The following is a 26,021-nucleotide window of genomic DNA, read 5'->3' as shown; positions in this document are numbered from 1 at the left end:
ATGTTGTCAAATAATTAGGCTAATTTGGATAATTATCACAAATTCGCTGTATGGCATTCCAACATTTTTCCGATCATACCCTTCGGGCTGCTATTGCACAACTCATGAGCTTCAGCTCGTTTGAGATCTGCAAGTATGGCATGATGGTCATCCTGGAAAAGGAGATGACCGACCTCAAAGGTACAGTGGATCCTGAGACCTTTACCGGGGTGGAGTTCGACCTGCTGGAGGCGTCAGAAGATCCCTTGGTGAAGATGCTGATGAAATCCGTGAAAGCAATAGATGAGACCATCGCCACTTACCTGATGATCAATTCAATGGACGATTTTGAAGTCATGAATGATGACGACGCAAACAAACTGGCTTCTCATATTTTCAATAATTTTATCAGCAACTGGGAAGAGGATGGTTATGAGAACATTGTACACGGCATTCATTATATGTACCTCAATTTAAGATTTGTCATGTATTCCGCCGCGCAGCTGTACATACAGGAAGGTGCTGAAATGGATGCGGAGTTGTATGAAGAGCGCTGGAACATGGATACGCTGCTTAGCGTGGTGGACGATGTAGAAGATTTTGGTGATGAAAAGAACCTTCTGCAGCTATTCCATCTTTTTGAGGTATTCAATGCCGGCTACAATGGTATTACTCATTTCTTTTAGCAGATTGTGATATGGGTAATGTCTTTAGATTTAAAAAATTCGGAGTAGATCAGTCTGGTTGTGCCATGAAAATCAATACAGACGGAGTATTGCTGGCTGCGGTTGCTACGGCTAATATGGATTCCGGAAGAATATTGGATATCGGTACGGGTACAGGTGTGATTGCACTCATGCTCGCCCAGCGTTTTCCATTGGCTCAGGTAGATGCTGTTGAGATTGATGGCGTTGCTGCTGAACGAGCAGGGCTGAACTTCCGGTCGTCAGACTTTTCATCGCGTACAACAGCTCATCATACTTCAATTATGGACTATGAAAGTACTCATCCTTATGACCTCATTGTTTCCAATCCTCCTTTTTTTGTCAATGACCTTAAAAACCCGGAAGTCAGAAAAGGAATTGCCAGGCATGCCGATGAGCAGTTTTTTGATGGATTACTGACGAAAGCTGCAGAATTATTAGCTTCTGATGGTGTCTTCTGGTTAATTTTGCCTGTGAAACAGGCAGATTGGATGCTGAATTCTGCTGCCAGTTTCAATTTGTTTCTCCGCCATCAGATAGATGTTTGTTCTGATGAATCTAAACCAGTTATCAGACGCATCCTGTGTCTTTCTCCTCATCTCTCATCAATCAAAAAAGAGACTTTTTACATCTATCAATCCCAGGGCGTATATACAGATGCCTACCGATCCCTTTTAAAAGATTTCTTCCTGGCTTTTTAGTGCATTCGTGTCCGTCTTAAGGAATGAATGTCTTTTTTATGGGATATTTTACTCTTGCCTGTAACAAACATTCTGCTCTCGCCCAAACGCTCTGAAATCAGATATGCATTATTCTTTCAATGGACAGGTGAGCGGCTATTTGAAAGGAGTATCTCATCAATCGAATCAAATGGGATTGCTTGCAATGCTGGTTTACCAGTTCAGGAATGGCTAACTTTGTACCTTATATATACTTGACATCTTGAAAAAAATAGGGCTCATTTCTGATACGCATGGTTTCCTGGACGATGCTGTTTTTAAACATTTTGATGGCTGTGATGAAATCTGGCATGCCGGCGACTTCGGTCCCGGGGTGGCTGATCAGCTGGCAGCCTTTAAACCATTAAAAGGCGTATATGGTAATATCGACGACAAAACCATCAGAAGTGCTTTCCCGGAACACCTTCGTTTTCACTGTGAAAATGTAGATGTATGGATGACACATATAGGCGGATACCCGGGCCGTTATGCGCCGGAGGTAAAGCGTGAAATATACACTAAGCCCCCGATGTTGTTCATCTCCGGACATTCCCATATCCTTAAAGTTTTATTTGATAAAAAAATCAATTGTCTGCATATAAATCCCGGTTCGGCGGGTAATTCCGGCTGGCATCGGGTGAAAACATTGATCAGATTTTGTGTTTCAGAAGAAAAAATACATACCTTAGAAGCCATAGAAATAGGCAATAGATAACGTATTAAGTACACTAAGTAGTATGTCAGGTATCAAAACATTAGGCCAGTTTATCATTGAGAAACAGGCAGATTTTCCATATGCAAAAGGAGAGCTTTCGAGGCTGCTCAGAGACATTGGAATTGCATCAAAAATCGTCAACAGGGAGGTGAACAAGGCGGGGCTTGTGGACATTCTCGGGGAGGCAGGAACAGTAAACATCCAGGGAGAAGGGCAGAAGAAGCTGGATGTGTTTGCAAACCTTCAGTTTATCAGTGCCCTGACCAGTGGTGGGGAGTGTTGTATTGTGGCAACAGAAGAGGAAGACGAGTTCGTCAGGATAGATTCCCCGGTTTCTAAAAACGCCAAATACATCGTCTGTATTGATCCGCTGGATGGTTCGTCAAACATCGATTGCAACGTAGCGGTGGGAACCATATTCTCAATCTATAGAAGAAAATCGACAGAAGGAGAGGCGGTGCTTTCCGATGTTCTGCAAAAAGGCACGGAGCAGGTGGCAGCAGGCTATGTCATCTATGGCTCGTCCACCATGCTGGTGTATACTACAGGTAAGGGCGTAAATGGCTTCACCCTTGATCCATCAATTGGAGAATTTTGTCTTTCTCACCCAAACATGAAAATTCCTGAACATGGGAATATCTATTCGCTCAATGAGGGTAACTATGTGCATTTTCCGGAAGGTGTAAAGAAATACCTTAAATATGTGCAGGTACATGATGAAAGAACAAACAGGCCTTATACCTCCCGTTACATTGGATCTATGGTGGCCGACATCCATCGGAACCTCATCAAAGGGGGGATTTACATCTATCCAACTACCGCTAGCTCACCGAATGGAAAACTGCGACTGCTCTATGAGTGTAATCCAATGGCGTTTATTGTGGAACAGGCTGGTGGCATTGCATCCGATGGCTTCAGAAGGATCATGGAAATCGAACCGTCAGAACTACATGAACGCAGCTCCATATTTATCGGCTCCAGGGAAATGGTGACCATGGCAGAGGGCATGATGGCAGAATATTCGTCAGAGCAGGACAAACATTATGGCGCTGTCGTGGGTAAAGTGTTTCAAGCTTGAAGAATTTCAGAGGGTGTTAGAAGACGCCCTCTAAATACTTTGACTGGATAGCTTGACTTATTAATGCATATTCACCTGAACACCATCTTTAAGGCTGCCAATACCTTCATACTGTTTTCCCTGATGCAGGACAATGGCTTTAACCTTGCGGATTTCCGGACTAAGATCATAATTGCCCAATGCAGATTTGACAGAGACGCTAACCAGGTTTTTGCTCCTGCTGGCTTGAAAATTCAGCAGTTTAAAACCGTTCTTTTTGAAATCCCAGCCCTCACCGGCATCCCAGTACAGTTCCCCTCCAGCCTTACCTTTGGCATCCAGGCAAATGTATAAGGTGAGTTGTCTTAATGACTCTTCGGTCGTGTTCTGGATAATTTCACCTGCGGGAACAATGCCTCCGCCTTTTACCAGTAATTTTGCCTGATACCGGTCAGATTGGTCACCATCAACCAGGTTCAGTGTTTCCCAGATACCGGTAGGTAAGTTGGGGCTTTTGGCAAAGGCTGGAACAACCAGCAGGTTTTTGCCCAATAGAAAGATCTGCTCTTCACTTCTAAGCGCAGTATTTCCTGGATCGTCAAAAAATGCAGGACACATGACCGGTAATCCTGTCTTGTGTGCATTGTAGAATAAAGTGTATAGATACGGCAACAGGCGATATCGGCGTTCAAGTGCAATCTTCGACGTTCTCTCCAGCTCAGGCCCAAAGGCCCAGGGTTCTTTATCATTAGTCCCTGCACAGGCGTGTCCACGTGCAAAAGGCAGGAAGACACCAAAACCAATCCACTGTCCCCATAAATCCGGACTTGTATTTCCCAGAAAACCACCGATATCAGGGCCGCTGAATGGCTGCCCCGAAAGACCGAGTGTCACCGACATGGGCAGGGTAACCTTCATGAATTTTTCATCAGCATAGTTGTCGCCGGTCCATGTTGCAGCATAACGCTGGCCGCCCAGCAGGTTGGAGCGGGTAAGGACAAAGGGTCGTTTATCCGGTTTTGCTGCCAGGACACCTTTTCTTGTTGCTTCTACCATGAGTCTGCCGTAAGCATTGTGATAAAGCAGATGGGGGCCGGCAGGAAGGTTGGCTCCACCGCGATGGGGGATGTCGTAAGGAATGGTCCCCAGTCGCATTGCCTCAGGCAGTTCATTGTCGTTCACCGCTGGTTCGTTCATGTCGTTCCAAACTCCATCAATATCATTGGCAAGAAAGGGTTTGTATAAATCTGCCCACCACTGTTGAGTACGGGGCATGGTGAAATCAGGAAAGGCACAGTCGCCCGGCCATACCTTGCCATGGTATTCCTTTCCGGAAGGATCCTTCAACCAAACATCCTGCTTTGTTCCAGAGTTATAGACATCATAACCGGCATCTACTTTTACGCCTGGGTCAATCATAAATACAGAACGAAAACCCTTTGCATGGAGGTCTGCATTTAACTGTTTCGGGTTAGGGAAAGTAGCTTTGTTGAAGGTGAACACCCGATAGCCGTCCATATAGTCGATGTCCATCCAGATGACATCGCAGGGGAGTTGCTTCGCCCTGAAGGTACTCGCAATTTCTCTTACCCGCTGTTCAGTACCATAGGAAAACCGACATTGCTGGTAACCAAGTGACCAGCGCGGTGGCAAGTCTATAGTACCGATCAGCTCTGCAAGACCTTGCAATACTTCCTGGGGCGAATTGCGGTCGATCACATATACATTGAAAAGTGCTCCTTCAGTATTGAATTCAATCTTGTCATCATCTGTACGTAGCTCGGCCTTCCAGAAGCTATCAAAAATTACCCCGAAGGCAGTTCCATCCTCCCGTAAGCCCATCACCCATGGGTGGGACTGGTAAAGACGCGAACCACCATCAACGCCATAAGCCCCGCTGTCCGTATTCCATAGCCTGATGGTCTGCCCATTCCTCAGAAGCGTACCCGTTACCTCCCCACCTCCGTATAGGCTAACCTTACCTTTAAGATGTATGATCGCACTTGCTTTCCCTTCGGTTACCGAGAACTCAGGATAAATCTTCCAGTGGGATGGCAGGCGCCCACTTATGACTGGCGTGCTCTTGAGGATGAGAGATGGTGTCTTGTTCGCGTCAAACCCCTCGGGTACAAACTGTGCAATGGATTTGCCTACCATTCCGGAACGGGCAATGGCGACAGGCTGTGCCTCAGTAAATAAAGGGTGGAACAATAATAAAATTGTGATCAGACTCAGAAACCTGGCAATTTTAGACATAAGCGCATACTTTTTTTATAAACATCGAACTTATGGATGGTAAAAAAAATGATTGCCATCTCAATTCTGAATTAAAATTGGGTATTTTTCTTCAAATGCTTTCGAAAAATCTATGCTCTTCACATCAAAATACCCGCTGGCACCGTCTTGGAATTTTTCTTCAATGACTGTCCTTAGTTCTGCAGTAATCTTATCGTCCTTGTACTGGTAAATGTTTATGAATTTTGAGGTTTGAAGATTGGCATTCTTATACTTCACCTTAAAAAAGTTTTCAATTTTTTGCTGGTCAGCGAAGGATCTGATCTTGAAAGCATAGCTCACTAATTTACCATTCCAGGATATCAACTCTATGTGTGATGGAACCAATCCGGTAAAAGTAAATCTACCATCGTTGTCGAAACCGTAAGAGGTCATATCTTGCCTGTTACCCAATTTTCCTTGATGAAGGTCGGGCATATTATCGATTAACTCTTTTATATCTTCAGAAAAGTTGATTTGTGCTAAGTCCATTTTTTTCTGTACGAGGCAAGCAAGTTGCCAGAACATTGCCATCGCAAAAAATATTGCTTTTAGCGCTTTTTTTAATTCCATCTGCAAATGATTAATTAGTAAACGGAGAGTACTGGGTTTTTGTTTTAGTACTCATAATGAGCGTGATAAAAGATGCGTTTTATCACTGTTCTATTCAGCTTGCCTAAGCCCATATGGAAATCATAACGACAACCAGGTGTAGAGGTTGATCGTTTTAATGACGGGAAGACTTGTTGTCGGCTTCTGTATAATATTTTTGGAAGGTCTATTGAAATGTAAAAAGCTAATCTATATCAGTCTGAAGTAATAGCATTGCGAAGTGGTAGTATTTGGATAGGGATGGAGAGATGTTGAGAGCACAATGATACCAAGTGTTGAACTTAATGCTAAGCATGATATATAAATATCAAAATTCATTTTTAATAATTTTCCCGAAAACAAAAAAAAGCAGTCTTTTCAGACTGCTTTCAAAATACGGGTGGAATATGGGGCTCGAACCCACGACCCTCGGTACCACAAACCGATGCTCTAACCAACTGAGCTAAAACCACCGTATGTTTTGCAACGCCACAAAAGTACGATTTAAATCATTCCCCGCAAATATTTTTAACCTCCAAAATGCAAATTTCTTTTAATCAATTAAAATTCAGCGAATTGAATTTTGAATAAAATTTAAATTGCCTTACATAAATTGCTTTTAAAGCTTAAAAACATAGATTTGTCTCAGTTATGATTGAAATTTATACCGACGGTGCAGCTAGTGGAAACCCAGGTCCTGGTGGATATGGCGTGATTTTGCGTTCAGGAAACCATTACAAAGAACTGAGTGGAGGTTTTAGAATGACCACCAATAACCGTATGGAGCTGTTGGCGGTGATCGTTGGGCTGAATGCCTTAAAAACACCTGGACAGGAAGTAATGATCTTTTCTGATTCGAAATATGTAGTGGATTCTGTTGAAAAGAAATGGGTATTTGGCTGGGTGAAAAAGGGCTTTAAAGACAAAAAAAATAAAGACCTCTGGCTCCGTTTCCTAGAGGTTTATAAATTACATCAGGTCAGGTTTACCTGGATCAAAGGACACAATGCCCATCCCGAAAATGAGCGGTGTGACGTGCTTGCCGTGGCAGCATCAAAAAATAAAGCAGCCCTGGCGATTGATGCTCCTTTTGAAGCGGAGAAAAATAGCCAGAGACTCCTCTAATCACTTTTATCGTTAATAGGCTGGGAGGGCAATGATCATCCTTTCATGTCCCGCATTGCCTCCTTAAGATCGCGCTTCATTTCCCTCTGGTCTTGTTTGCTTTCTTTTTTCGTATCTTTTTGTTCTCTCTTAAATTCTTTTCTGAGTTCGCGCAATTCCTGCTTCATTTCTTTTCTGGCTTCTCTTCGTTCCGAACCACTGTCAAAAGATTCGCTTTTGAAATCGTCAATGATGTCCTTTCGCTCTTCCCTATATTCGGATTTGTCAAAAGCTTCTTCCATATCTGAAGAGCTCAGGTCGTAATTCGTAAGCGCAGCATTTCCTGACTTCACCTTGAAATCACCCATTTTATTGGGGTCAACGGATTTTAGCTGTTTGATCATGATTTTAGCCATGTCCTTTGGCATACTCTTCTTGATTTCCTTTTCCATCTTTTTCCAGTCTTTTGCAGACATGGCTTTTTTCGTGGTGTCTGATAACGAACTTTGATCAAAGTTACCCGGGATTGTAGTGTCTGTACTTGCCGCTGAGGCGGGGAGCTGGCTGCCGAGCGCTAAAGCCAACATAGAGGTTAATAAAAGGTTCATATTTGATATGTGTTTAAGTGCTTAATTTACAAATAAATACAATAATAAAATCATCATATAGTTTTCTAATCAGAATATTACAGAGATGACCACCATTAGTCGTAAATTCAGATGCTAGTTTTTTCAAATTCTAAGTAGCAAGCCGGCCTGAGCTTCCTGACAAATTACTTTGAACTTCTCAACAAAGCATTCCGCGCTGTACTGAGCATATCTTTGTTTCAACTTAAAAATACGACGATGAAAAAGATATGGTTCATTACAGGTAGTGGACGGGGCTTAGGACGCAGCCTTACCACTGCAGTACTAAAAAATGGCGATAGTGTTGCCGCAACAGCGAGGGACGTCAGACAATTAGATGATCTTGTTACACAGTTTCCTGAGCAGATTCTGCCAATCGGATTGGACGTTACGGATCATGAGCAGGTTTACCAATCGGTTTCTGTTGCCATAGAACATTTTGGAAGAATTGACGTGCTGGTCAACAACGCAGGATTTGGTATCATCGGGGCTGCCGAGGCATACACACATGATCAGGTGCGCAGTCAGCTGGAAACTAATCTTTATGCCCCCATAGCGCTGACTAGGGCTGTCTTACCTTACATGCGTAAACAGGCTGCAGGCAGGATTTTGCAGATCAGTTCTGTGGGTGGAAGGGTAGGAAATGCGGGACTGACAATGTATCAGGCGGCCAAGTTTGGACTTGGAGGATTTACAGAGGCCCTGGCGAAGGAAGTAGCTCCACTGGGAATCTTTGTAACCAGTGTAGAGCCTGGAGGCTTCCGTACAGACTGGGCTGGTGCATCCATGACTTACGCAAAGGAGATCGAGGGTTATGACATGGTGAATCAGCGAACAGATCTATTTAAGAGCGGGAAATTTATACCTGTTGGTGATCCTGAAAAGGCGGCCGAAGTAATGGTTATACTGGCGGCCCATCCTGCGCCACCGACACATCTTGTACTGGGAAGTGAAGCCATTGGCATATTGAAAAGTGCAAACGCCTCCAGAGATGCTGAAATGGAAGAATGGCTGGAAGTCAGTTTGTCCACTGATCATGCAGAGGCGGAAGATTTTTTGAATACCGCCGCAGGCAAATCGTATACGGATAAGCCGAAACGAAAGTAATGCTGCCTCAAAGCATATACTTTTTAATCTTTTTATGATAGTTTTCCGACGATCGCAAACAGGCATATCTTTGTTTGCTATCTTGGAACAAAAATAACCATTGTTCCATCATCATGAAAGTCAGTATTCTTCTAGTTTTTACCATTCTATTCGGTTCACAGTCTTCAGGATTTGCAATACGTAGCGGCAATCCGCAACGGTTCCTTAAAACGGATACTTTATATGCAACTAAATTAAAGCCTTTTGGCAGATACGCTTATGATGAGAAGGGCAGATTGGAGATGATCAGTTCTGCCATGCACTTTGGTTTGAAGTTCAAAGGAAGCCAGTGTGCACTGTATCTCTCTTTAAATGATGTGAAAGGCCACAACTACATTCAATATGAGCTGGACGGGGTTTATCAAAAGAGAATCCGAATCAATGGTAATGATCCTGGTCCGGTGCTGATCGATGCTGCCGGGCCAGGTGAACATCAGATTTGGATTTATAAAGCAACCGAAGCGCATACCGGTGCAGTAGTGGTCTCGAAGGTCGCAGCTCAGGGAGTTAGGGCGCTTGAAGCCGGAACGTTGCCTGTTATTGAATTTATTGGCAACAGCATTACCTGTGGCGCTGCATCAGATACTACGGATGTTCCTTGTGGTACTGGTGATTACCACGACCAGCACAATGCATATATGGCTTATGGCCCACGTCTGGCCAGGGCGCTGGGAGTTAACTACTTCCTGAGCAGTGTAAGTGGCATTGGTATCTACCGCACCTGGAACAAGCCATCCCCCTCAATGCCTCAAGTATATGAAAATATTGACTTTCAGGAGCGCAATACAACAAAATGGAACTTCAATACCTATAGCCCCCGGATTGTCAGCATTGCCCTGGGAACAAATGATCTCAGTAACGGTGATGGAAAAACGCCACGTGATCCCTTTAACAAGAAGATCTTTACCTCAGCATATGTGGATTTTGTCAAACTTATCAAAAAAAAATATCCGAAAGCACAACTGGTATTGTTGAGCAGTCCGATGATCAAAGGCGACTCCAGGGAGTTGTTACAGGAATGCCTCCGGGCAGTAAAGGCACAAGTAGATGCGCTTTACCCCGATGATCCCGCGGTGCGGACATTCTTTTTTGAGCCTATGGATGCCCATGGCTGTACCGGGCACCCGAGTGTTGCAGATCACCTTGTGCTTGCCGATGAGCTTAAGCCCTTTTTTCAGCGGTTGCTGGGGCAGGATTCCGACCAATAGTGGCGTTATCAGTTTCAGGCAACCGTGTAGTGATGTTCAGGTAAAACGCAGTTTTTCTTCTTCCAGATCCAGGTACTTGAGGTGTTTCCTGATGATGTCCTCATCCAGGCTTTCTTCTTGTTTATTCTTGTTGAGGAGCCATTGTCGCTGGTGGTCGAGCAGGTCGAGGTATACAGCTTTGGATTCCCGTGCCATATCGGTTTCATCTACCAGTTGCCCCGTATTTTCCCATTTACTGGCAACTTGCTGCAGAAAAGGCTGGGCACTGAGTTGAGCCGCATAATTTGTACGCAGGTGCAGTAATCCATGTTCCGCCATCTGTTTTCTGATCAGTCCATCCGCTTCTTCTTCCGGGAGGATATTGTCGACATCAGGCAGTCCGATTTTTTTGATGAGGTAAGGTAAAGTCAGGCCCTGCAGCAGCAAGGTGACAAGGATGACAATGAAGGTGATGAAGAGGATCAGGTTGCGTTGCGGAAACGCGGTGCCGTCAGTCAACTGAACAGGGATGGACAAGGCAGCAGCAAGAGATACAACGCCGCGCATGCCTGTCCAGCCGAGTATAAAAGGAACCTTAATGCCCGGGTTCCTTGTGTCGGCAACGCTGATGAAATTTCGTGCAATCAGCGTCACAACAACTGCTCCGTATGCCGCCAGTATCCTGCCGACAATCAGCACTGCCGAGATCAGCAGGCCATATCCGATTGCGGATGTAATGCTTACCGGCCCCAGGCTAGAGGTGATTTCGGGTAAGTCCAGGCCAATCAGTGTAAACACTAGTCCATTCAGAATGAATACCAAGCTTTCCCAAACGTTCACACCACGGAGCCTTGAGCCGCTGCTGAGGAAGTGATGCCTTTTGTTGGAAAGCAACAATCCACCGCTTACCACAGCCAATACACCTGAAGTGTGGGCTTCTTCTGCAGCAATGTACATCAGGTAGGGGGTAATGATGCTCAGGGCGGTATCAATATTTGTGTCTGTGGGCAGGTATTTATGCAGCTTCATGAAAATCATCCCGATGGCAAGGCCAATGCCAACGCCCCCAATAAGCATCCAGGAAAAGCTCAATGCTGCATCAGTCCATATAAACTGTCCTGTAGCCACGGCAATTGCTGCAAACCTGAAGATAATTAGAGAAGAAGCATCATTCAGCAGACTTTCTCCTTCCAGAATGGACGACATGCGTTTTGGTACTTTTACAAATCTTAATATGGCACCTGCACTCACCGCATCGGGAGGAGAAACGATGCCTCCAAGCAGAAATCCCAATGCCAGTGAAAAGCCGGGAATAAAATGGTTGGCTACAAAGGCGACAGATAGCGCACTGAGGAAAACAACAACAAAAGCAAAGCTGCCGATGATGCGCCGCCATTTCCACAATTCTTTCCAGGAGATGGCCCAGGAGGCTTCATAAAGCAAGGGCGGCAGGAAGATGATGAAGAGGAGTTCCGGATCGATGTGTACCGTAGGGATTCCGGGTATGAAGCTGATGGCCAGCCCGGCAAGTACGAGCAGTACAGGATAGGCTACCTTTATTTTGTTCGCGAGCATGATCAGCAATAGAATGGTAACGATCAGCCCCAGATAGAATGGGAAGTATTCGAGCATGAAATTCGGGAATTTAGAATACTAAGTTATGAATTTATCTGCGCTCCCCGATTTGCTGGCGCCACATAGAATAGTATAATCCTTTCTTTTTCAGAAGTTCTTCATGACTGCCCATTTCTGAAATTTTTCCTTTCTCCAGCACATAGATGTTGTCAGCATGCATGACAGTGGATAGCCTGTGGGCAATTAATATCGTCATCTGATCTCTTCGGGCAGAGATTTCACGTATGGTCCCTGAGATTTCTTCTTCCGTTAGGGAGTCGAGGGCAGAGGTGGCCTCATCAAAGATCAGCAACCTGGGGTCTCGAAGTAGTGCACGGGCAATGGATATCCGCTGTTTTTCTCCTCCGGAGAGTTTCATTCCGTTTTCACCAAGCACAGTATCAATTCCTTTTTCAGCTTTTGATATAAGTCCTGTAGCTGAGGCTTTTCTAAGGGCTTCGATGATGTCGGCCTCAGTGGCTGTGGGTTTTACAAATAACATGTTGTCTCTGATCGTTCCTGCATACAACTGGGTATCCTGGGTTACAAAACCTATTTGCCGGCGCAAGGGATTGTAGCGGATACGGGTCGAGCTTGTGCCGTTGAAGAAAATGTCACCACCACCAGGAAGGTACAGGCCGACGAGTAGCTTGACAAGGGTCGATTTACCTGAGCCTGAAGGCCCCACAAAAGCCACCGTCTGGCCACGCTGAACTTGAAAGGAAATGCCGTCGATGGCATTGTATCCCGCTGTTTTATGTCTGAAGATTACCTGTTGGAATTCCAGTTTCTCAAGATCGTCCAGCTCTATAGAGTTCTCGGGACGTGTTTCTATGGGTTTTTGCATCAGCCTGTCGAAAGTTTTCAGTGAGGCATCGGCCTCCCGGTAAAGAATGATCATGTTGCCAAGATCCTGAAGGGGTGTAAAGATCGCGGTAGAGATAAACTGCATGGCGATAAGTTCTCCAGTACTCAATACCTTTCGGAAAATGAGCCACAGTAATATGAACAATACAGATTGTTTAAGCAGGTTGAGCATGTTTCCTTGTAAAAAAGAGAGCATGCTGACTTTCCTGGCCTTCACCATCTCCAGGTCAAATATTTTGAGCGTCTGCTTGTTCAGCCTCCTGATTTCGGCAAAGGTGAGTCCAAGGCTTTTGACCAGCTCTATATTGCGCAGACTTTCAGTGATGACACCCGCCTGCTGGTCCGCCTGACGGTTGATGGAGCGCTGAATTGCCTTGATCCTTTTCGAGACAAGACCAGTAAGAGAGCCTAAAACAAGAACACCCACAAAAAATACAGGTACGAGCAGCCAATTTTTATTGAGGCTATACCATAATAAAAAACCGACACCAACAAGAGAGGAAAAAAGAATATTGATAAAGGCATTGATAAAACGCTCAGCATCTGTTTTCACCTTTTGCAATACAGAAAGTGTTGTGCCACTGCGGCTCTCTTCGAACTCCTGGAAAGAAAGGCGTAATGTTTGTTTCAGTCCATCATTAAATATGTTCATCCCAAATCTTGCCACGGCCTTTCTGGTGATGAACTCTTGTACCGACTTACATAACCGTGCAACAAGTGCGATACTGAGTGCAATCAGTAACCAATAGGAGACCTGCGATATAAGTTCCCGTTCGCTGAGCTGGTGTTTATTTGTTGAATAGTCATCAATGATCTTTCCGAAAATAACCGGATCCAGTAAACTCAGCAGTTGTGCCGATGCTGCAAGAAGAAGTGACGTCACAATAAGCCATCTGTGCGGTGCAAGGTATTTTAAAAGGATCTTCATGGAGGTGTAAATGTGCCTGATTTATAAACGCAAGAGACGTAGAATGGTTTTGAAAGGTATTTGATCTATTTTAAGCACTGATTACGTATGATTTGATCACTTTTATCTGATCTCCCTTTACTGAGGAAAATTCATATACGTCAGAAAAAAGAAACTGGATGCCGTTTTTTATCACCATACTGCCGCTTGCTGAGGCCGTTGTCCCATGGCTAACGGCGGTATCAAGAGTAAACTCAAGTAACTCCTGACATTTCATCTTTTCAACGGCGGCGATAAATGTATGCTTCCCGGAATAAATATGTTCTCCGATAATTTCCCAGGTGACGTCGTCGCTTACCATTGCGCTGAGTTTGGCAAGATCCCCTGCAGCAAAGGCGATGTTGAAATCCCTGATAAAGGTATTTTTAGGTGAGTTGCCGCAATCAGTAAGTACGTTAATTTTGGTCATCACAAAAGCTGTTAATGTTATAGGTTGATGCTCAGTAAATTTAAACAATCCGGTTGACCGAAAGTTTATCAAATGGTAATTTATTCTGTCCGGACCTGCAAGATATTCTTGCGGAAAATGATGTGGTATAAATTTGTAGCCTATTTTCCTGTGTGTCCACACTCGCCCGGGCCTGAAACGCTTAACGCGCGTGATGGATCATTCAGATTGCCCGAATAGCCAATGTCAATGAGCGCATAACTATTTTTACCATATTATGGTTGTTGTCAGTCAGCTGTTTATATTTATCTTTGTGTACCTGCATCTTTATTTTCGTCACTCATGAAAAAATCAACATCATCTGTCGTTAAAGGACTTCTTTATGCTGTCGCAATTATAGGTTGCATACTGGCGGTCATTGTTGTTTTCAGTGGCGATGATCAGACCAACCCCACAGCAGAGGCCTATCTTCAGAAGCAGATTGCAATCCGGACTCCGATTGGTACTACGCTCGCAACTTCATTTTTTGAGGTTACGGCAACGGATATGGCCAGGGTAGATAGTGCCGGGAAAATGCTGATTGTCATTACTGCAACATTCAAAAACACGGGTGCGGAAAACAGGAGTATCACTTATGGTGAATTGCTGGTCAATGATGGCAAAAAAGACATGGTATTTGATCAGGCACAGCTGGTGACTGCGGGTAAGCAGCCTCCAACTCCGGAACTGCTGAAATCCGGCAAAACTACACAGCTCCGGATCGGTTATTTTATACCTGCCAAACTTCAGGGCACACTTTACTGGCGCCCCGCAGGGGCCGACCGAAACCAGACGATTGAGCTGGGCGACCTCTGATCCCCGGGCATTTTCACTTACTGTTTTGGATACAATACCGGTTGATATGGATAATTTTCATTGTTGAATATTCCTCAATTTATTTCCTGCATCACCATGAAAAAGACAAACCATCTGCCGCTTACCGTACAATCCATTTCTGAACTGCACCGGATACTGCACATTCCTGAACCTCAGCATCCCATGGTGAGCATTGTAGATTTTAATAAGATAGATTATGATGATCAGGTATTTGCCGGAGGTTTTCTGCTGAACTTCTTTATGATCTGTATCAAAAAAGACTTTAAAGGAAAAATAAAATACGGACAGAACTATCTGGATTTTGATGAAGGCGTATTGTCGTTCATCGCCCCTGGCCAGCTGTGTTACCGAAGCGTAGCCGATGATAAAGCTCTGGAAGGTTATATGCTCCTTTTCCATCCTGATTTTCTGAGGGGCTATCCAATTGCAAAAAGCATTAAAAACTACGAGTTTTTCTCCTACAGTGTAACAGAAGCCCTCTATCTTTCAAAAAAAGAGGAGGGTATGATTGAAGGTGTACTCCATCACATTGAAGAAGAATACCACTCAACAATTGATCCTTTTAGTCAGGATGTCATCATTTCTCATATCGAGGTCCTGTTAAACTATGCTAACCGCTTTTATAACCGGCAGTTTATCACTCGAAAGGTCATGCATCACGACCTGCTGGTAAAGATGGAAGACCTGCTTTCTGAATATTTTGAAGGGTCATTGTTGCAGGAGAAAGGGCTGCCGACTGTACAATATGTTTCCGAGCAGCTTAATGTATCGCCAAATTATTTAAGCGCAATGCTGCGCTCACTTACAGGAATGAACACACAGCAACACATTCATAACAAACTGATCGAAAAAGCCAAAGAAATACTCTCCACAACGACACTTTCGGTGAGTGAGGTTGCTTATCAGCTCGGATTTGAATATCCGCAGTCCTTCAACAAACTTTTCAAAAACAAGACCAACATTTCACCTTTGAAATTTCGTACAATGTTCAGTTGATGATTGGAATTAACTATAGAAAGCCGGTACATCACATCACCTAAAAGCGCCCTTGGTTCTGAATGTCATCAGGATGAAGGGCGCTTATATTTTGCAGGAACATCAGGACTTCTAAGCTATCATCGCTTAATCTTCAGGTTTCTCTTTTGGATCCGCCATCCTCACAATTCTCGGCTGAAATGCTGCAAGGACCTCAACCAGATCCTCCTGAGCTGCCATGACGGTATGAATATCCTTATACACCATCGGGGCTTCGTCCAGGTCTGAGCCAATCAACGTGATCCGTTTCTCTATCAGGTTTGCGGCCACCAGATCTTTATCAATCGTCCGGAATGCGGCACTTCTGCTCATCAGTCGGCCGGCACCATGTGCAGCTGAGTTGATGGATGTCTCATTTCCTTTACCACGCACTACAAATCCCGGAGTACTCATGCTGCCTGGAATAATACCCAGGACACCTGCTCCGGCAGGGGTGGCCCCTTTACGGTGTACCATTACTTCTGTGCCGTCGGCAAGTTGTTCCTTCCATGCAAAATTGTGATGGTTCTCAATGCGGACCATCGGTTGTATCCCCAAGGCTCTTGCAATTTTGTTATGGATTTCATGGTGATTCGAGGAAGCATATTCTCCGGCAAGGTTCATGGCAATCCAGTATTCCTGCCCTTCCTCTTTATCAAGATCCAGCCATGCCAGGTGTTTCGCCTCTGCCGGCAGCCGGGTTTTGTTCATGGCAATCCTTGAATAATGGTCGGCAATGTTCCCGCCGAAACCACGTGATCCGGAATGAGACAGCAATGCAAGATATGCACCCGCAGGAACGCCCTCCAATGCACCCTCAGCAATAGTCAGCTCTCCCCATTCTACAAAGTGGTTCCCTGTACCGGAGGTACCTAATTGTGCATATGCCTTGTCCTTAAGGCTCCGGATCACCTTGGTCTCACTCCAGGTCTTGCTGTCGAACAAAGAACTGTCAAAATAGCTTTTTGTGCTACAACCCATCCCAAAATAGGTATGGTCCATCAGCATCCCTTTGAGCTTATTCTTATCATCATCCACCGTAGTTGCAGGCAGTTCAAAGATGCTCAGACACATCCGGCAGGCAATATCCACGCCCACAGCAAAGGGGATAATGGTGTTTGCGGTAGTGGCAAGCACACCCCCAATAGGCAAGCCGTAACCTTGGTGGGCATCCGGCATCAGCGCCCCAGCCACAGATATCGGTAGTTTCACTGCAGTTTTCATTTGAGACAAAGCGCCGACCTCAATATTTTCAATTCCGTATACCGGGAAATCAGCAATCTCCTGTTTTAAGGCATAAATGCTGCGGGGTTGTTTAATAAATCTTCCCTCACTTCGCATTTGAATGATGGTTTCGGCAATATTTTTGAATTTGCCTCCCTTTTTCATCGCGTAAGGCATGGGATCGTCAATCAGGGCTTCCAGATTGGACAGGATTTCTTGCTTACCCATTACTTCGTGTTTCAGCAGGCCATTGGCTACCCGGCTAAAGCGCTCCAGCATTTCATCGTCATTGACGCCCAATGCCCTTAATTCAGTGTTGCTTACTTTTAGCTTTTCCATAATCATTATATTATTTAATGATACAAAGAAATATAGCCTTTGCGCAGTCTATCTGCGCAGTGAAAAAAAAAGAAAATTATTCGTCGTCTTGCTTATTTGCCTTCAGAATGACCTCCTGAGGCTTTCCTGCTTCGCATCGATAAAAGGCATTCCTGAACTATTCAGGAATGCCTTTTTCTGGTAGGACATGATTCAATTTCTGTTGCAGCGGTACACCGCATGGAAACAATGTGATGTTGCCTTATTACAACATCATACCGCCTGATATTTCGATGCGCTGTGCGTTGATCCATCGGGCTTCATCAGTACAAAGGAAGGCCACTACGCCGCCAATGTCTTCTGGCAGTCCGACTCTTCCTAACGCTGTCATCGACGCAACGGCTTTGTTTGCAGCAGCATTATCGCGTATTGCGCCACCGCGGAAATCTGTTTCGATAGCACCGGGAGCCACTACGTTCACACGGATCCTTCTTTCCCCAAGTTCTTTTGCCTGATATTTTGTCAGCACTTCGATCGCCCCCTTCATAGATGCATAGGCAGCATAGCCAGGGAAGGCGAAACGAGATAAGCCTGTGGAGATGTTTACAATCCCACCCCCGTCAGCAAGAAAAGGCAATGCCTTTTGGGTAAGAAAAAAAGCACCCTTGAAATGGATATTCATTAAGGTATCAAAATCTTCCTCGGATGTTTTTTCAAAATGAGATTCCAGCCCTATACCTGCATTGTTGATCAGAAAATTGATGTGCGCTGCCTGAAAGGTTTCTGTAAGGGTGTTTTTAAGGTTCAGGAAGAAGCTGTCGAAAGATTTTGCTTCGCCCACATTTAACTGAATTACAGCCGCCTTCTGGCCAAGGGCCTCGATGGCCTCCGATACCTGAAGTGCTGCTTCTTTTTCGTTGTTATAAGTTAAGATGACATCCAGCCCTTTTTTTGCAAGGTTTAAAGCCATGTCTTTACCGAGTCCGCGGCTTCCGCCTGTTACTAATGCAATGTGACTACTTTTCATATGTTTAAAGTTTATGGAATGTTTAAAACACATTCTATTGTTGAATTAACAATACAAAAGTAGCGTTGAAAGGTTCCGGAAAATGGTGATAGCTTCCTGTTAAATGGTGAGTAGTACAGTATTTTTATTTAAGGCGACGCTTCCCTGCTGAGTGACAGGTCCCAAGGCAGCCTCCCGGTATTGTTTTGGTGTCATTCCGGTAAAACGTTTGAAAAATTTCGTGAAGTTGGAAGGATCATAGGTCAGCAGCATCGCTATGGAACTGATTGACCTGTCGTTCTTTTCCAGCATTGCTTTGGCAATGTCAAGGATCTTTTCCTCAAAGAAAAAACATGGTGAGTTTCCTGTAGCCAGTTTGATGGTATTGCTCAGGTGTGTCGGATGTATAAACATCAGGTTTGCAATGTCCCGGATCTCAAACATCTCCGTAGCACGCTGGTTGACAATGTCAGATAGGTGTTTATCGACCTCTGCTAAAAAAATACCAGTGATTTCATGCTGCCTGGCGAGTATTTTCTTGGGAATCTTTGCTGCCATAATGTATGCTGTCTTTGCTGCAATAGTGTTTTCATGCTGCGCTATGCTGATCTATGTATGCTGTTAAGGCTGCAATAATTTTCAGTCCGCGCTGCGGTAATGTATTCTATCAATCAAAAATATCAATCTTTTACCAAAAACTTAAACACCCTCAGGTCATTTATGAAATGGTATTTATGACCTTCGCACATTGAGGACAATAACTAACGCCAATTAAAACAACCGCAATTAACTTCAAGGATTTCCACCAGCAGCTGACTGAGGCAGGATTAATGATAGGCTGGTTAACATAACATTAGCATCACACTTGATCCATTATTTAAATATTGAATAATATTTGATTTTTATGAACAGTGTTTAGTATATTTGCGGTGTTATAAAATTATGGCAATTAAAGACAGAAAAGAACGGGACAAGCTGGATAGGCAGAAGTTGATCATCGCATCGGCTACCAAACTGTTTTTAGAGCAGGGTTATGATAAAACTTCTATCCGCAATATTGCCGATGATATCGAATACAGCCCGGCAACCATTTATCTTTATTTTAAAGAGAAAGATGAAATCTTTTTTATTATCCATGAGCAGGGATTTGCATTACTTCATCAGGAGTTTCAGCCCCTCCTTGAAATCGCTAACTCCTTAGAGCGCCTGCATGCCTTGGGCAGTACCTACATCAATTTCGCCCTTAATAATCCAGATTATTATGACCTTATGTTCATCATGAGAGCGCCGCTTGGTCAGATTGCCTGTCACGATAAATGGGATGCAGGTGACCACGCCTTCCAGTTTCTGCTGAATACGGTACAGGAATGCCTTGACCAGAAGCTGATCGTGCCTGGAGACGTCAATGTCATTGCAGTTACTGTTTGGTCGTTTGCGCATGGATTGGTTTCGCTGCATATCCGCGAACGGTTTAAATCTATGGGCATAGGTTCAGATAGTGATGGAGAGATCCTCAAACACGCCATGAATTATTTTATCAAAAACCTGGCACACTAAAAAAAATTACACTGACATGAACAGTGTTTATTAAAAAACCATCAATCATTTTTTAAAGTGGAACATGTAACAATACGCAAAATCACCCATCTATATGAACAGTGTTTAGTTTATGAACGTCGAATAATTAAACCTGCTCTTCCATACTCAAATAAATTGTAGACCACAGTAAATCAATATGTAATGAAAACAAACTTAACCATCTTTTGCTGTCTTCTTCTGGCTTTATGGCTACCAGGAGACCTGAAGGCACAAGAGCCGCTCGACAAATATATCGCGGAAGCCATCAGCAACAATCTTGGCCTGAAGCAGCAGGACTTCGCGCTGCAGAAAAGCCTCTATGCGCTGAAAGAAGCTAAAGGCCTTTTCCTGCCTGAGGTGGAGTTCAATACCTCTTATGTTACTTCCGGCGGAGGTCGTAAAATAGAAATCCCTATCGGCGATTTGCTGAACCCGGTGTACAGCACCCTGAACAACCTCACCAATTCCTCCCGCTTTCCACAGGTAAAGAATGTCAGTCAGGCTTTTAACCCTACCAATTATTACGATGCCAAGCTGCACACCACCATGCCGCTTTACAATGCAGAGGTGATTTACAACAGCCGGATTAAAAAGGAGCAGATCAGTTATCAGCAGGCACAGCTCAGCGTGTATAAAAGAGAGTTGGTCAAGCAGGTGAAACTGGGCTATTACGGCTATCAGCAATCTTTACAGTCATTGAAGATCCTGGAAAACGGACTGTTGCTCGCGAATGAAAACCTGCGCATCAACCAATCCATGGTAAAAAATGGCAAAGCCATCAGGACCGTCGTCAGTCGCGCAGAAAACGAAGTTGCAGGTCTACAGGCGCAGCTTGGCGATGCGAAGGCAACTTCGCTCAACGCTGCGGCCTACTTCAATTTCCTGCTAAACAGGCCATTGGACGCAGCCATTGAAGCAGATTTTCAGCAACCGCTTGTGAAAGACACGACTGCGGGAGGACAACGTGAAGAGCTTGCTGCCATGGCCTCTGCCACTCAGCTCAATGAGCTTTCCCTGCGTATGACCAAATCCAATATGCTGCCGAAACTTTCCACTTTCCTGGATCTTGGCTCGCAGGGGGATTTTATAAAAGTGAATGGAGAAACACCCTATTATCTTTTTGGAGTCACCCTGTCCTGGAACATCTTTTCCGGAAACCGCAACAACAATAAAATTCAGCAGGCACAGCTGGAGCTCAGGTCTGCACATACACAACTGGAGCAGGTAGAACAACAGCTGCAGATGGAAGTGCTGACAGCGAAAAACAGGCTGGAGGCTGCTAATCAGGCCTTTTCTGCTGCACAAAGTCAGGTGTCTCTGTCTGAACAATATTTCAAAGACCAGCAGCGCCTCTATAAGGAAGGACAGGCACTTTACCTGGAGCTGCTCGACGCGCAGACCAGGCTCATCAACGATCAGCAGAAGCAAAGCATCGCTTACCTCAATGTGCAAACCCGGCAGACAGAGCTGGAACGCGCCAATGCCAGCTATCAATATTAACCTTAAAATACCTCGAAAATGAAACATATTCAATACTACGCCGTCCTGATTTCTACGTGTATGGCTACAGTAGGTTGTCATCAGCCAGAACCTGTAAAGAAAACGGATACCACCATTCCTGTAAAACTGATTTCTGCGGATGAACTTCAGGAAACGGAAGCCATCCAGAGCTCTGGGCTGCTTTCCTCTGAGCAACAGAGCAACCTATCCTTTAAAACAGGTGGTATCATCAATGCGATCAAAGTGAAAGAAGGCGACCATGTGCGCCGCGGTCAGGTGCTGGCACTGCTGAACATGACCGAAGTGAACGCCAACCTGGGACAGGCGGAAGCACAGTACCAGAAGGCTAGAAGAGATGCCCAGCGTATTGCCAACCTGTACCGCGACAGTGTGAGTACGCGTGAACAGTTGGAAAATAGTCAGACGGCCCTGGACATCGCAAAGAAACAATACGACATTGCCCGGTTCAACACGACCCAATCCAGTATCATTGCCAATACGGATGGAGTGGTATTGAAGAAACTGGCGAATGAAGGCGAGCAGGTTACCGGTGGAACACCTGTTCTTTACATCAGCAGCATTGCCAGCAAAGACTGGGTGATCAAATGTGGCATTACCGACAAGGAACGCAGCAGGATCCATGGGAATGAAAATGCTGAGCTTCATTTTGATGTTCTTCCGCAGACGGTCCGTGGTAAGGTGAAGTCTATTGCCCAGGGCAGTGATGCCGGGTCGGGCCTCTACCAGGTGGAGATCAGGCTGGAGCCGGAAGGTGTGAAACTGGTATCTGGTCTCTTTGCGAAAGTGAAAATCTTCCCTTCTGGAAAAACAGAACTGCTATCTGTACCAATGGATGCCATTGTGGAAGGCAATAACGATAGTGCCTTTGTATTTACCGCGGTGAATCAGAAGGCTGCAAAAAAGACCGTAAGGGTCGCCTATATGAAAGATGGCAAAGCTTTTATCTCCTCAGGGATCAGCTCACAGGACCGGGTCATCAGGGAAGGCTCAGCTTACCTCAGTGAAGGGTCAAGCCTCAGAATTGTTAAATAACTTAAAGACCTGCAGAGATGAAATTACCTGAATTCGCAGTTAAAAATTACCAGTTTACGCTGATTGTATTTGTTGCGGTTTTTGCCCTTGGGCTTTATTCCTTGTTTACCATGCCCCGTAGTGAAGACCCCGAAGTACATTCACCCCAGTTTTCCGTGGTCGTCGTTTATCCCGGTACCAACCCGAAAGACATGGAGCAGCTGGTGGTAGACCCTATTGAAAAGAAAATACATGAGCTTGATGACATCAAGCACATCACCACCGACATCAGCAACGGCCTGGCGGTCATACAGATCATTTATAAATATGCTTCGGATCCTGACGATAAATACCAGGAAGTGGTTCGGGAGATCAATGCCCTTAAAACCGCACTTCCTGAAGATATTGCCGACATCAGGATAGAGAAGTTCAGCCCATCTGATGTGAGTATTTATCAATATGCCCTGGTCAGTGAAAATGCGTCTTACGGGGTATTAAAGAAATACTCAAAGGCGCTAAAAGAAAAGATTGAAAAGATTCCTGCATTAAAAAAAGTAGACTATGTTGGTCTGCCGGAGCACCAGGTCAACGTGCGACTGAACCTGGAGAAGATTGCTCAGCAGCAGCTCACACAGAACCAGGTGATCAATGCCCTGCGCAGTGAAAATGTAAACATCCCGGGGGGTAGCATCAGCATCGGCGATAAGAAGCTGAATGTGAAAACCAGTGGTAACTTCACCAACATTGAAGAAGTGCGCAATACGGTGGTGTATTCTGGTGCCGGCAAAATTGTTTACCTCAAGGACGTTGCGGATGTCCGTCTCGGTTATGAAGAGGAAACGCACCTCACACGCCTGAACGGCTATCGCTGTAGTTTTGTGAATGCAAGTCTGAAAGATAAGGAAAACATCATCAGTGTGCAGGACAAGATTGCGCCCGTGATTGAAGATTTTAAAAAGGATCTCCCTGCGAACATCGATCTGATCAAGGTTTTTGACCAGGCACAAAGCGTGGATGTCAGGCTTTCACACTTCACGAGGGACTTTGGCATCGCCATCCTGCTGGTGCTCGTCACCCTGCTTCCCCTGGGCACCCGCGCCTCTGTCGTAGTGATGATCTCTATCCCATTGTCGCTGGCCATCGGGCTGACCCTCATGAATGTCCTTGGTTACAACATCAACCAGCTCAGTATTGTCGGCATGATTGTCGCACTGGGCATCCTGGTCGACGACAGCATCGTGGTCGTGGAAAATATTGAAAGGTATCTCCGGATGGGATACGGGAAGCTGGAAGCCTCCATTAAGGCCACTTCGCAGATCGGTATTGCGGTGGTAGGCTGCACGGTATTGTTGATTTTTGCCTTTTTACCCATCGTATTTCTTCCTGAAGGGGCGGGAGATTTCATCCGAAGTCTTCCTTTATCGGTAATCACGACCATCCTGGCTTCCATGGTTGTGTCGCTGACTGTAGTTCCTTTTCTGGCAAGCATCATTCTGAAGCCTCATCAGAGTGAAGAGGGAAACTTCCTGCTTCGGGCAATGAAAAAAGGCATTCATACGACGTATGGAAAAGTGCTGGCATTAGCGCTGGGCAAACCATTGGTGACCCTGCTGGTCATTGGGGGGATCTTCCTGGCCTCCCTGGCCCTGGTGCCGGTAATTGGCAGCAGCCTTTTTCCGAAATCTGAAAAACCGATGTTCCTGGTGGAGATTGAAACCCCTGAGGGTACCAATATTGCGGCTACAGATAAGGTCACACGTTATGTGGAGTCTGTGCTGAAGAAGGTTCCGGAAATCAGTTCTTTTGCCAGTAATGTGGGCAAGGGTAACCCGCGGATTTATTACAATGTGGTCCCTCACAATGAAAGTGAGAACTATGCGCAGGTATTCGTGCAGGTGGCAGGGTTGAAAACAAGAGAGAAAGTAGCGGTGATCGAACGGCTGAGAAAAGATCTTGAGGGATATCCCGGCGCCACCATCAGGGTGAAGGATTTTGAACAGGGGCCGCCGGTGGAGGCACCGCTGGCCTACCGCATCTATTCTGATGACCTTATCGCCCTCCGGAAAACTGCTTTTGACATCGCTGCAATGATTGGGAAAGTAGATGGTACCATTTATGTCAACAATCCGCTGCTGGTAAAACCTACAGACCTAAAAGTAAACATCAACAGGGAAAAAGCGGGTCTGCTGGGCATTGCCTCGGGAGATATCGACATGGCGGTGCGTCTCGGCGCCGCTGGTCTGAATGTCGCTACTTATAGAGAAGATGTCGGCAAAGCCGATAACTACAATGTGAATGTATCCATTGCCCGCCCGGGAAAGATCCAGGATGAACAGATGTTTGATCACCTTTATGTACCTGCCGCAAACGGCAGGGCCATCCCTTTCAAGAGTGTGGCAGATATAGGGTTTGAAAGCTCTCCGAACCAGATCAGACACTATGATAAAGACCGTTACGTCACGATATCCGCATTCGTAAAGCCTGGCTACAATGTGCAGCGACTGAATGAGTCCATCACGGCACAGCTCAACAGCTTTAATTTTCCCAAAGGTTTTTCTTTTAAGGTGGCAGGAGAGAAAGAAAGTCAGGAGGAAAGTTTTGGCAATCTCGGGATCATCCTCATTGTTACCGTCTTCGGATTTCTTGGGGTGCTGATCCTGGAATTTAAAACCTTTAAGAGCATTCTCATTGTGTTGTCAGTGATCCCTCTGGGGATTGTCGGCGGACTGATCATGTTGTTTCTTGCCGGAGAGACTTTATCCTTCACCGCAACGATAGGTTTCATTGCACTGGTGGGAATTGAGGTTAAAAACTCATTGTTGGTGGTTGATTTTACCAATCAGCTGCGGCAGCAGGGAAGGAGCATTGAAGAAGCGATCATTGAGGCTGGAGAAATCCGGTTTGTGCCTATTTTGCTGACATCGCTGACGGCAATCGGAGGGTTGTTGCCACTCGTTATCGAATATAGTGAACTGTATTCGCCGCTGGCACTGGTACTGATTGGCGGACTGATCAGTTCGACGTTATTGTCAAGGCTGGTTACTCCGGTGATGTACAAACTGTTGCCACCGGCAGTTGTACCCCTTCCGGAAGAGGCGGGATAGTGAAAGCAACTCGTTAGGTTGCGGAGCACCATGCAAATTTAAAAAGGAACATATATTCATGTTCCTTTTTATGTTTATCTGGGACTGAGCTGTAAAATAATTCTATCTTAGCGCCTGCATAATATGCCTAAATTTTACGCCCGATGAATCTCTCTCTTTTCTCCAGCCGAGGCTGGACACACTACGCATTCTTACTGATATTTGCCGCTTTACACCTTACTGGCACTGCCCAGGATAAGAAACCTTATAATCTGTTGTGGGAGATCAGCGGAAATGGCCTAAAAAAAAGCTCCTACCTCTTTGGCTCCATGCATGTAAAAGACAGACGTGCTTTTAATTTCAGCGACTCTGTGCTGATTGCCATGGAAACCAGTTCCGCTTTTGCGATAACACAGATCAGTAAGCTTCTTCTGCAGCCGGTATATGGTGTG

General features: G+C 45.2%; 23 protein-coding genes and 1 tRNA gene. 14 read left to right on the top strand and 10 right to left on the bottom strand.

Annotated elements, in window-relative coordinates:
• Positions 1-50: 50 nt before the first annotated feature.
• The 4 genes from PBAL39_RS12875 (at position 51) to fbp (ending at position 3,195) form a co-directional block, all read left to right on the top strand.
• Positions 51-665, top strand: a complete 615-nt coding sequence (locus tag PBAL39_RS12875; protein ID WP_008242098.1) for a hypothetical protein — start codon at positions 51-53, stop codon at positions 663-665.
• A 65-nt stretch (positions 666-730) separates the two neighbouring features.
• A complete protein-coding gene (locus PBAL39_RS12870; RefSeq protein ID WP_232282948.1) occupies positions 731-1,384 on the top strand; it encodes a tRNA1(Val) (adenine(37)-N6)-methyltransferase in 654 nt (217 codons plus the stop codon).
• Positions 1,385-1,625: 241 nt separating this feature from the next.
• The gene (locus tag PBAL39_RS12865) at positions 1,626-2,117 is read left to right on the top strand and encodes a metallophosphoesterase (protein WP_008242095.1); all 492 of its coding nucleotides are present in this window, start codon (positions 1,626-1,628) and stop codon (positions 2,115-2,117) included.
• A gap of 22 nt (positions 2,118-2,139) precedes the next feature.
• Positions 2,140-3,195, top strand: coding sequence for a class 1 fructose-bisphosphatase (gene fbp / locus PBAL39_RS12860; RefSeq protein WP_008242093.1), 1,056 nt, complete (start codon positions 2,140-2,142; stop codon positions 3,193-3,195).
• 60 nt (positions 3,196-3,255) lie between these two features.
• Here the strand turns inward: fbp and PBAL39_RS12855 are convergent, their stop codons facing one another.
• The 3 genes from PBAL39_RS12855 to PBAL39_RS12845 form a co-directional block, all read right to left on the bottom strand.
• Positions 3,256-5,430, bottom strand: coding sequence for a TIM-barrel domain-containing protein (locus PBAL39_RS12855; protein ID WP_008242089.1), 2,175 nt, complete (start codon positions 5,428-5,430; stop codon positions 3,256-3,258).
• A gap of 60 nt (positions 5,431-5,490) precedes the next feature.
• Positions 5,491-6,021: a hypothetical protein gene (locus PBAL39_RS12850; protein ID WP_008242087.1), complete on the bottom strand. Its 531-nt coding sequence runs from the start codon at positions 6,019-6,021 to the stop codon at positions 5,491-5,493.
• 416 nt (positions 6,022-6,437) lie between these two features.
• Positions 6,438-6,513 (bottom strand) — tRNA-His (locus PBAL39_RS12845).
• Between the two features lie 177 nt (positions 6,514-6,690).
• Here PBAL39_RS12845 and rnhA point away from each other — a divergent pair.
• Complete coding sequence (rnhA, locus tag PBAL39_RS12840) at positions 6,691-7,164, top strand: ribonuclease HI (protein WP_008242086.1); 474 nt, start codon at positions 6,691-6,693, stop codon at positions 7,162-7,164.
• 35 nt (positions 7,165-7,199) lie between these two features.
• Here the strand turns inward: rnhA and PBAL39_RS12835 are convergent, their stop codons facing one another.
• Entirely contained in the window at positions 7,200-7,751 is a 552-nt protein-coding gene (locus PBAL39_RS12835; protein ID WP_039866553.1) for a hypothetical protein, read from the bottom strand.
• Between the two features lie 237 nt (positions 7,752-7,988).
• Between PBAL39_RS12835 and PBAL39_RS12830 the strand changes: the two genes are divergently transcribed.
• Positions 7,989-8,876 carry an SDR family NAD(P)-dependent oxidoreductase gene (locus tag PBAL39_RS12830; RefSeq protein ID WP_008242072.1) on the top strand — a complete coding sequence of 296 codons (888 nt, stop codon included), beginning with the start codon at positions 7,989-7,991 and terminating at the stop codon, positions 8,874-8,876.
• A 113-nt stretch (positions 8,877-8,989) separates the two neighbouring features.
• Complete coding sequence (locus tag PBAL39_RS12825) at positions 8,990-10,123, top strand: SGNH/GDSL hydrolase family protein (protein WP_008242071.1); 1,134 nt, start codon at positions 8,990-8,992, stop codon at positions 10,121-10,123.
• A gap of 36 nt (positions 10,124-10,159) precedes the next feature.
• Here the strand turns inward: PBAL39_RS12825 and PBAL39_RS12820 are convergent, their stop codons facing one another.
• The 3 genes from PBAL39_RS12820 to PBAL39_RS12810 all read right to left on the bottom strand — a co-directional run bounded on the left by PBAL39_RS12820 (position 10,160) and on the right by PBAL39_RS12810 (position 13,959).
• Positions 10,160-11,734 carry a Na+/H+ antiporter gene (locus tag PBAL39_RS12820; protein ID WP_008242070.1) on the bottom strand — a complete coding sequence of 525 codons (1,575 nt, stop codon included), beginning with the start codon at positions 11,732-11,734 and terminating at the stop codon, positions 10,160-10,162.
• A 34-nt stretch (positions 11,735-11,768) separates the two neighbouring features.
• Positions 11,769-13,511 (bottom strand): ABC transporter ATP-binding protein, encoded by a 1,743-nt coding sequence (locus PBAL39_RS12815; protein WP_008242069.1) that lies wholly within the window; start codon positions 13,509-13,511, stop codon positions 11,769-11,771.
• Between the two features lie 70 nt (positions 13,512-13,581).
• Positions 13,582-13,959, bottom strand: coding sequence for a nuclear transport factor 2 family protein (locus PBAL39_RS12810; RefSeq protein ID WP_008242068.1), 378 nt, complete (start codon positions 13,957-13,959; stop codon positions 13,582-13,584).
• 321 nt (positions 13,960-14,280) lie between these two features.
• On the opposite strand from PBAL39_RS12810, the gene PBAL39_RS12805 reads away from it, so the two are divergent.
• Together PBAL39_RS12805 and PBAL39_RS12800 are read left to right on the top strand one after the other, a co-directional pair.
• On the top strand, positions 14,281-14,793 hold the full coding sequence (locus tag PBAL39_RS12805) for a hypothetical protein (protein ID WP_008242067.1): 513 nt from the start codon (positions 14,281-14,283) through the stop codon (positions 14,791-14,793).
• A gap of 96 nt (positions 14,794-14,889) precedes the next feature.
• A complete protein-coding gene (locus tag PBAL39_RS12800; RefSeq protein ID WP_008242066.1) occupies positions 14,890-15,810 on the top strand; it encodes an AraC family transcriptional regulator in 921 nt (306 codons plus the stop codon).
• A 126-nt stretch (positions 15,811-15,936) separates the two neighbouring features.
• On the opposite strand, the gene PBAL39_RS12795 is transcribed toward PBAL39_RS12800, so the two are convergent.
• The 3 genes from PBAL39_RS12795 to PBAL39_RS12785 form a co-directional block, all read right to left on the bottom strand.
• Positions 15,937-17,391: an RtcB family protein gene (locus PBAL39_RS12795; RefSeq protein WP_039866552.1), complete on the bottom strand. Its 1,455-nt coding sequence runs from the start codon at positions 17,389-17,391 to the stop codon at positions 15,937-15,939.
• Positions 17,392-17,635: 244 nt separating this feature from the next.
• Positions 17,636-18,397, bottom strand: a complete 762-nt coding sequence (locus tag PBAL39_RS12790; RefSeq protein WP_008242062.1) for an SDR family NAD(P)-dependent oxidoreductase — start codon at positions 18,395-18,397, stop codon at positions 17,636-17,638.
• 99 nt (positions 18,398-18,496) lie between these two features.
• Positions 18,497-18,934 carry an AraC family transcriptional regulator gene (locus PBAL39_RS12785; protein WP_008242060.1) on the bottom strand — a complete coding sequence of 146 codons (438 nt, stop codon included), beginning with the start codon at positions 18,932-18,934 and terminating at the stop codon, positions 18,497-18,499.
• A gap of 384 nt (positions 18,935-19,318) precedes the next feature.
• Here PBAL39_RS12785 and PBAL39_RS12780 point away from each other — a divergent pair, with 384 nt between their 5' ends.
• From PBAL39_RS12780 to PBAL39_RS12760, 5 genes are all read left to right on the top strand, one after another.
• Positions 19,319-19,933, top strand: coding sequence for a TetR/AcrR family transcriptional regulator (locus PBAL39_RS12780; protein WP_008242057.1), 615 nt, complete (start codon positions 19,319-19,321; stop codon positions 19,931-19,933).
• A gap of 183 nt (positions 19,934-20,116) precedes the next feature.
• Entirely contained in the window at positions 20,117-21,454 is a 1,338-nt protein-coding gene (locus tag PBAL39_RS12775; RefSeq protein WP_008242055.1) for a TolC family protein, read from the top strand.
• Between the two features lie 18 nt (positions 21,455-21,472).
• Entirely contained in the window at positions 21,473-22,507 is a 1,035-nt protein-coding gene (locus PBAL39_RS12770) for an efflux RND transporter periplasmic adaptor subunit (protein WP_039866551.1), read from the top strand.
• Positions 22,508-22,524: 17 nt separating this feature from the next.
• Positions 22,525-25,590, top strand: coding sequence for an efflux RND transporter permease subunit (locus PBAL39_RS12765; protein WP_008242053.1), 3,066 nt, complete (start codon positions 22,525-22,527; stop codon positions 25,588-25,590).
• A gap of 143 nt (positions 25,591-25,733) precedes the next feature.
• The coding region (locus PBAL39_RS12760; RefSeq protein WP_039866550.1) for a TraB/GumN family protein at positions 25,734-26,021 on the top strand (288 nt) is incomplete at its 3' end.

It is taken from the genome of Pedobacter sp. BAL39 (assembly GCF_000170795.1).
In the GTDB taxonomy this organism is placed as follows: Bacteria; Bacteroidota; Bacteroidia; order Sphingobacteriales; family Sphingobacteriaceae; genus Pedobacter.
The sequence above is the reverse complement of the archived record's forward strand: the minus strand, read 5'-3'. Positions and strand labels throughout refer to the sequence as shown.

Bases quoted from the DNA above. Each gene is read 5' to 3' on its own strand.
- PBAL39_RS12795 (WP_039866552.1), bottom strand. From the start codon at position 17,391: ATGGAAAAGCTAAAAGTAAGCAACACTGAATTAAGGGCATTGGGCGTC.
- PBAL39_RS12855 (WP_008242089.1), bottom strand. From the start codon at position 5,430: ATGTCTAAAATTGCCAGGTTTCTGAGTCTGATCACAATTTTATTATTG.
- PBAL39_RS12785 (WP_008242060.1), bottom strand. From the start codon at position 18,934: ATGGCAGCAAAGATTCCCAAGAAAATACTCGCCAGGCAGCATGAAATC.
- rnhA (WP_008242086.1), top strand. From the start codon at position 6,691: ATGATTGAAATTTATACCGACGGTGCAGCTAGTGGAAACCCAGGTCCT.
- PBAL39_RS12820 (WP_008242070.1), bottom strand. From the start codon at position 11,734: ATGCTCGAATACTTCCCATTCTATCTGGGGCTGATCGTTACCATTCTA.
- PBAL39_RS12770 (WP_039866551.1), top strand. From the start codon at position 21,473: ATGAAACATATTCAATACTACGCCGTCCTGATTTCTACGTGTATGGCT.
- PBAL39_RS12830 (WP_008242072.1), top strand. From the start codon at position 7,989: ATGAAAAAGATATGGTTCATTACAGGTAGTGGACGGGGCTTAGGACGC.
- PBAL39_RS12850 (WP_008242087.1), bottom strand. From the start codon at position 6,021: ATGGAATTAAAAAAAGCGCTAAAAGCAATATTTTTTGCGATGGCAATG.
- PBAL39_RS12800 (WP_008242066.1), top strand. From the start codon at position 14,890: ATGAAAAAGACAAACCATCTGCCGCTTACCGTACAATCCATTTCTGAA.
- PBAL39_RS12825 (WP_008242071.1), top strand. From the start codon at position 8,990: ATGAAAGTCAGTATTCTTCTAGTTTTTACCATTCTATTCGGTTCACAG.
- PBAL39_RS12870 (WP_232282948.1), top strand. From the start codon at position 731: ATGAAAATCAATACAGACGGAGTATTGCTGGCTGCGGTTGCTACGGCT.
- PBAL39_RS12835 (WP_039866553.1), bottom strand. From the start codon at position 7,751: ATGAACCTTTTATTAACCTCTATGTTGGCTTTAGCGCTCGGCAGCCAG.
- PBAL39_RS12875 (WP_008242098.1), top strand. From the start codon at position 51: ATGGCATTCCAACATTTTTCCGATCATACCCTTCGGGCTGCTATTGCA.
- PBAL39_RS12805 (WP_008242067.1), top strand. From the start codon at position 14,281: ATGAAAAAATCAACATCATCTGTCGTTAAAGGACTTCTTTATGCTGTC.
- fbp (WP_008242093.1), top strand. From the start codon at position 2,140: ATGTCAGGTATCAAAACATTAGGCCAGTTTATCATTGAGAAACAGGCA.
- PBAL39_RS12810 (WP_008242068.1), bottom strand. From the start codon at position 13,959: ATGACCAAAATTAACGTACTTACTGATTGCGGCAACTCACCTAAAAAT.
- PBAL39_RS12765 (WP_008242053.1), top strand. From the start codon at position 22,525: ATGAAATTACCTGAATTCGCAGTTAAAAATTACCAGTTTACGCTGATT.
- PBAL39_RS12790 (WP_008242062.1), bottom strand. From the start codon at position 18,397: ATGAAAAGTAGTCACATTGCATTAGTAACAGGCGGAAGCCGCGGACTC.
- PBAL39_RS12780 (WP_008242057.1), top strand. From the start codon at position 19,319: ATGGCAATTAAAGACAGAAAAGAACGGGACAAGCTGGATAGGCAGAAG.
- PBAL39_RS12775 (WP_008242055.1), top strand. From the start codon at position 20,117: ATGAAAACAAACTTAACCATCTTTTGCTGTCTTCTTCTGGCTTTATGG.
- PBAL39_RS12815 (WP_008242069.1), bottom strand. From the start codon at position 13,511: ATGAAGATCCTTTTAAAATACCTTGCACCGCACAGATGGCTTATTGTG.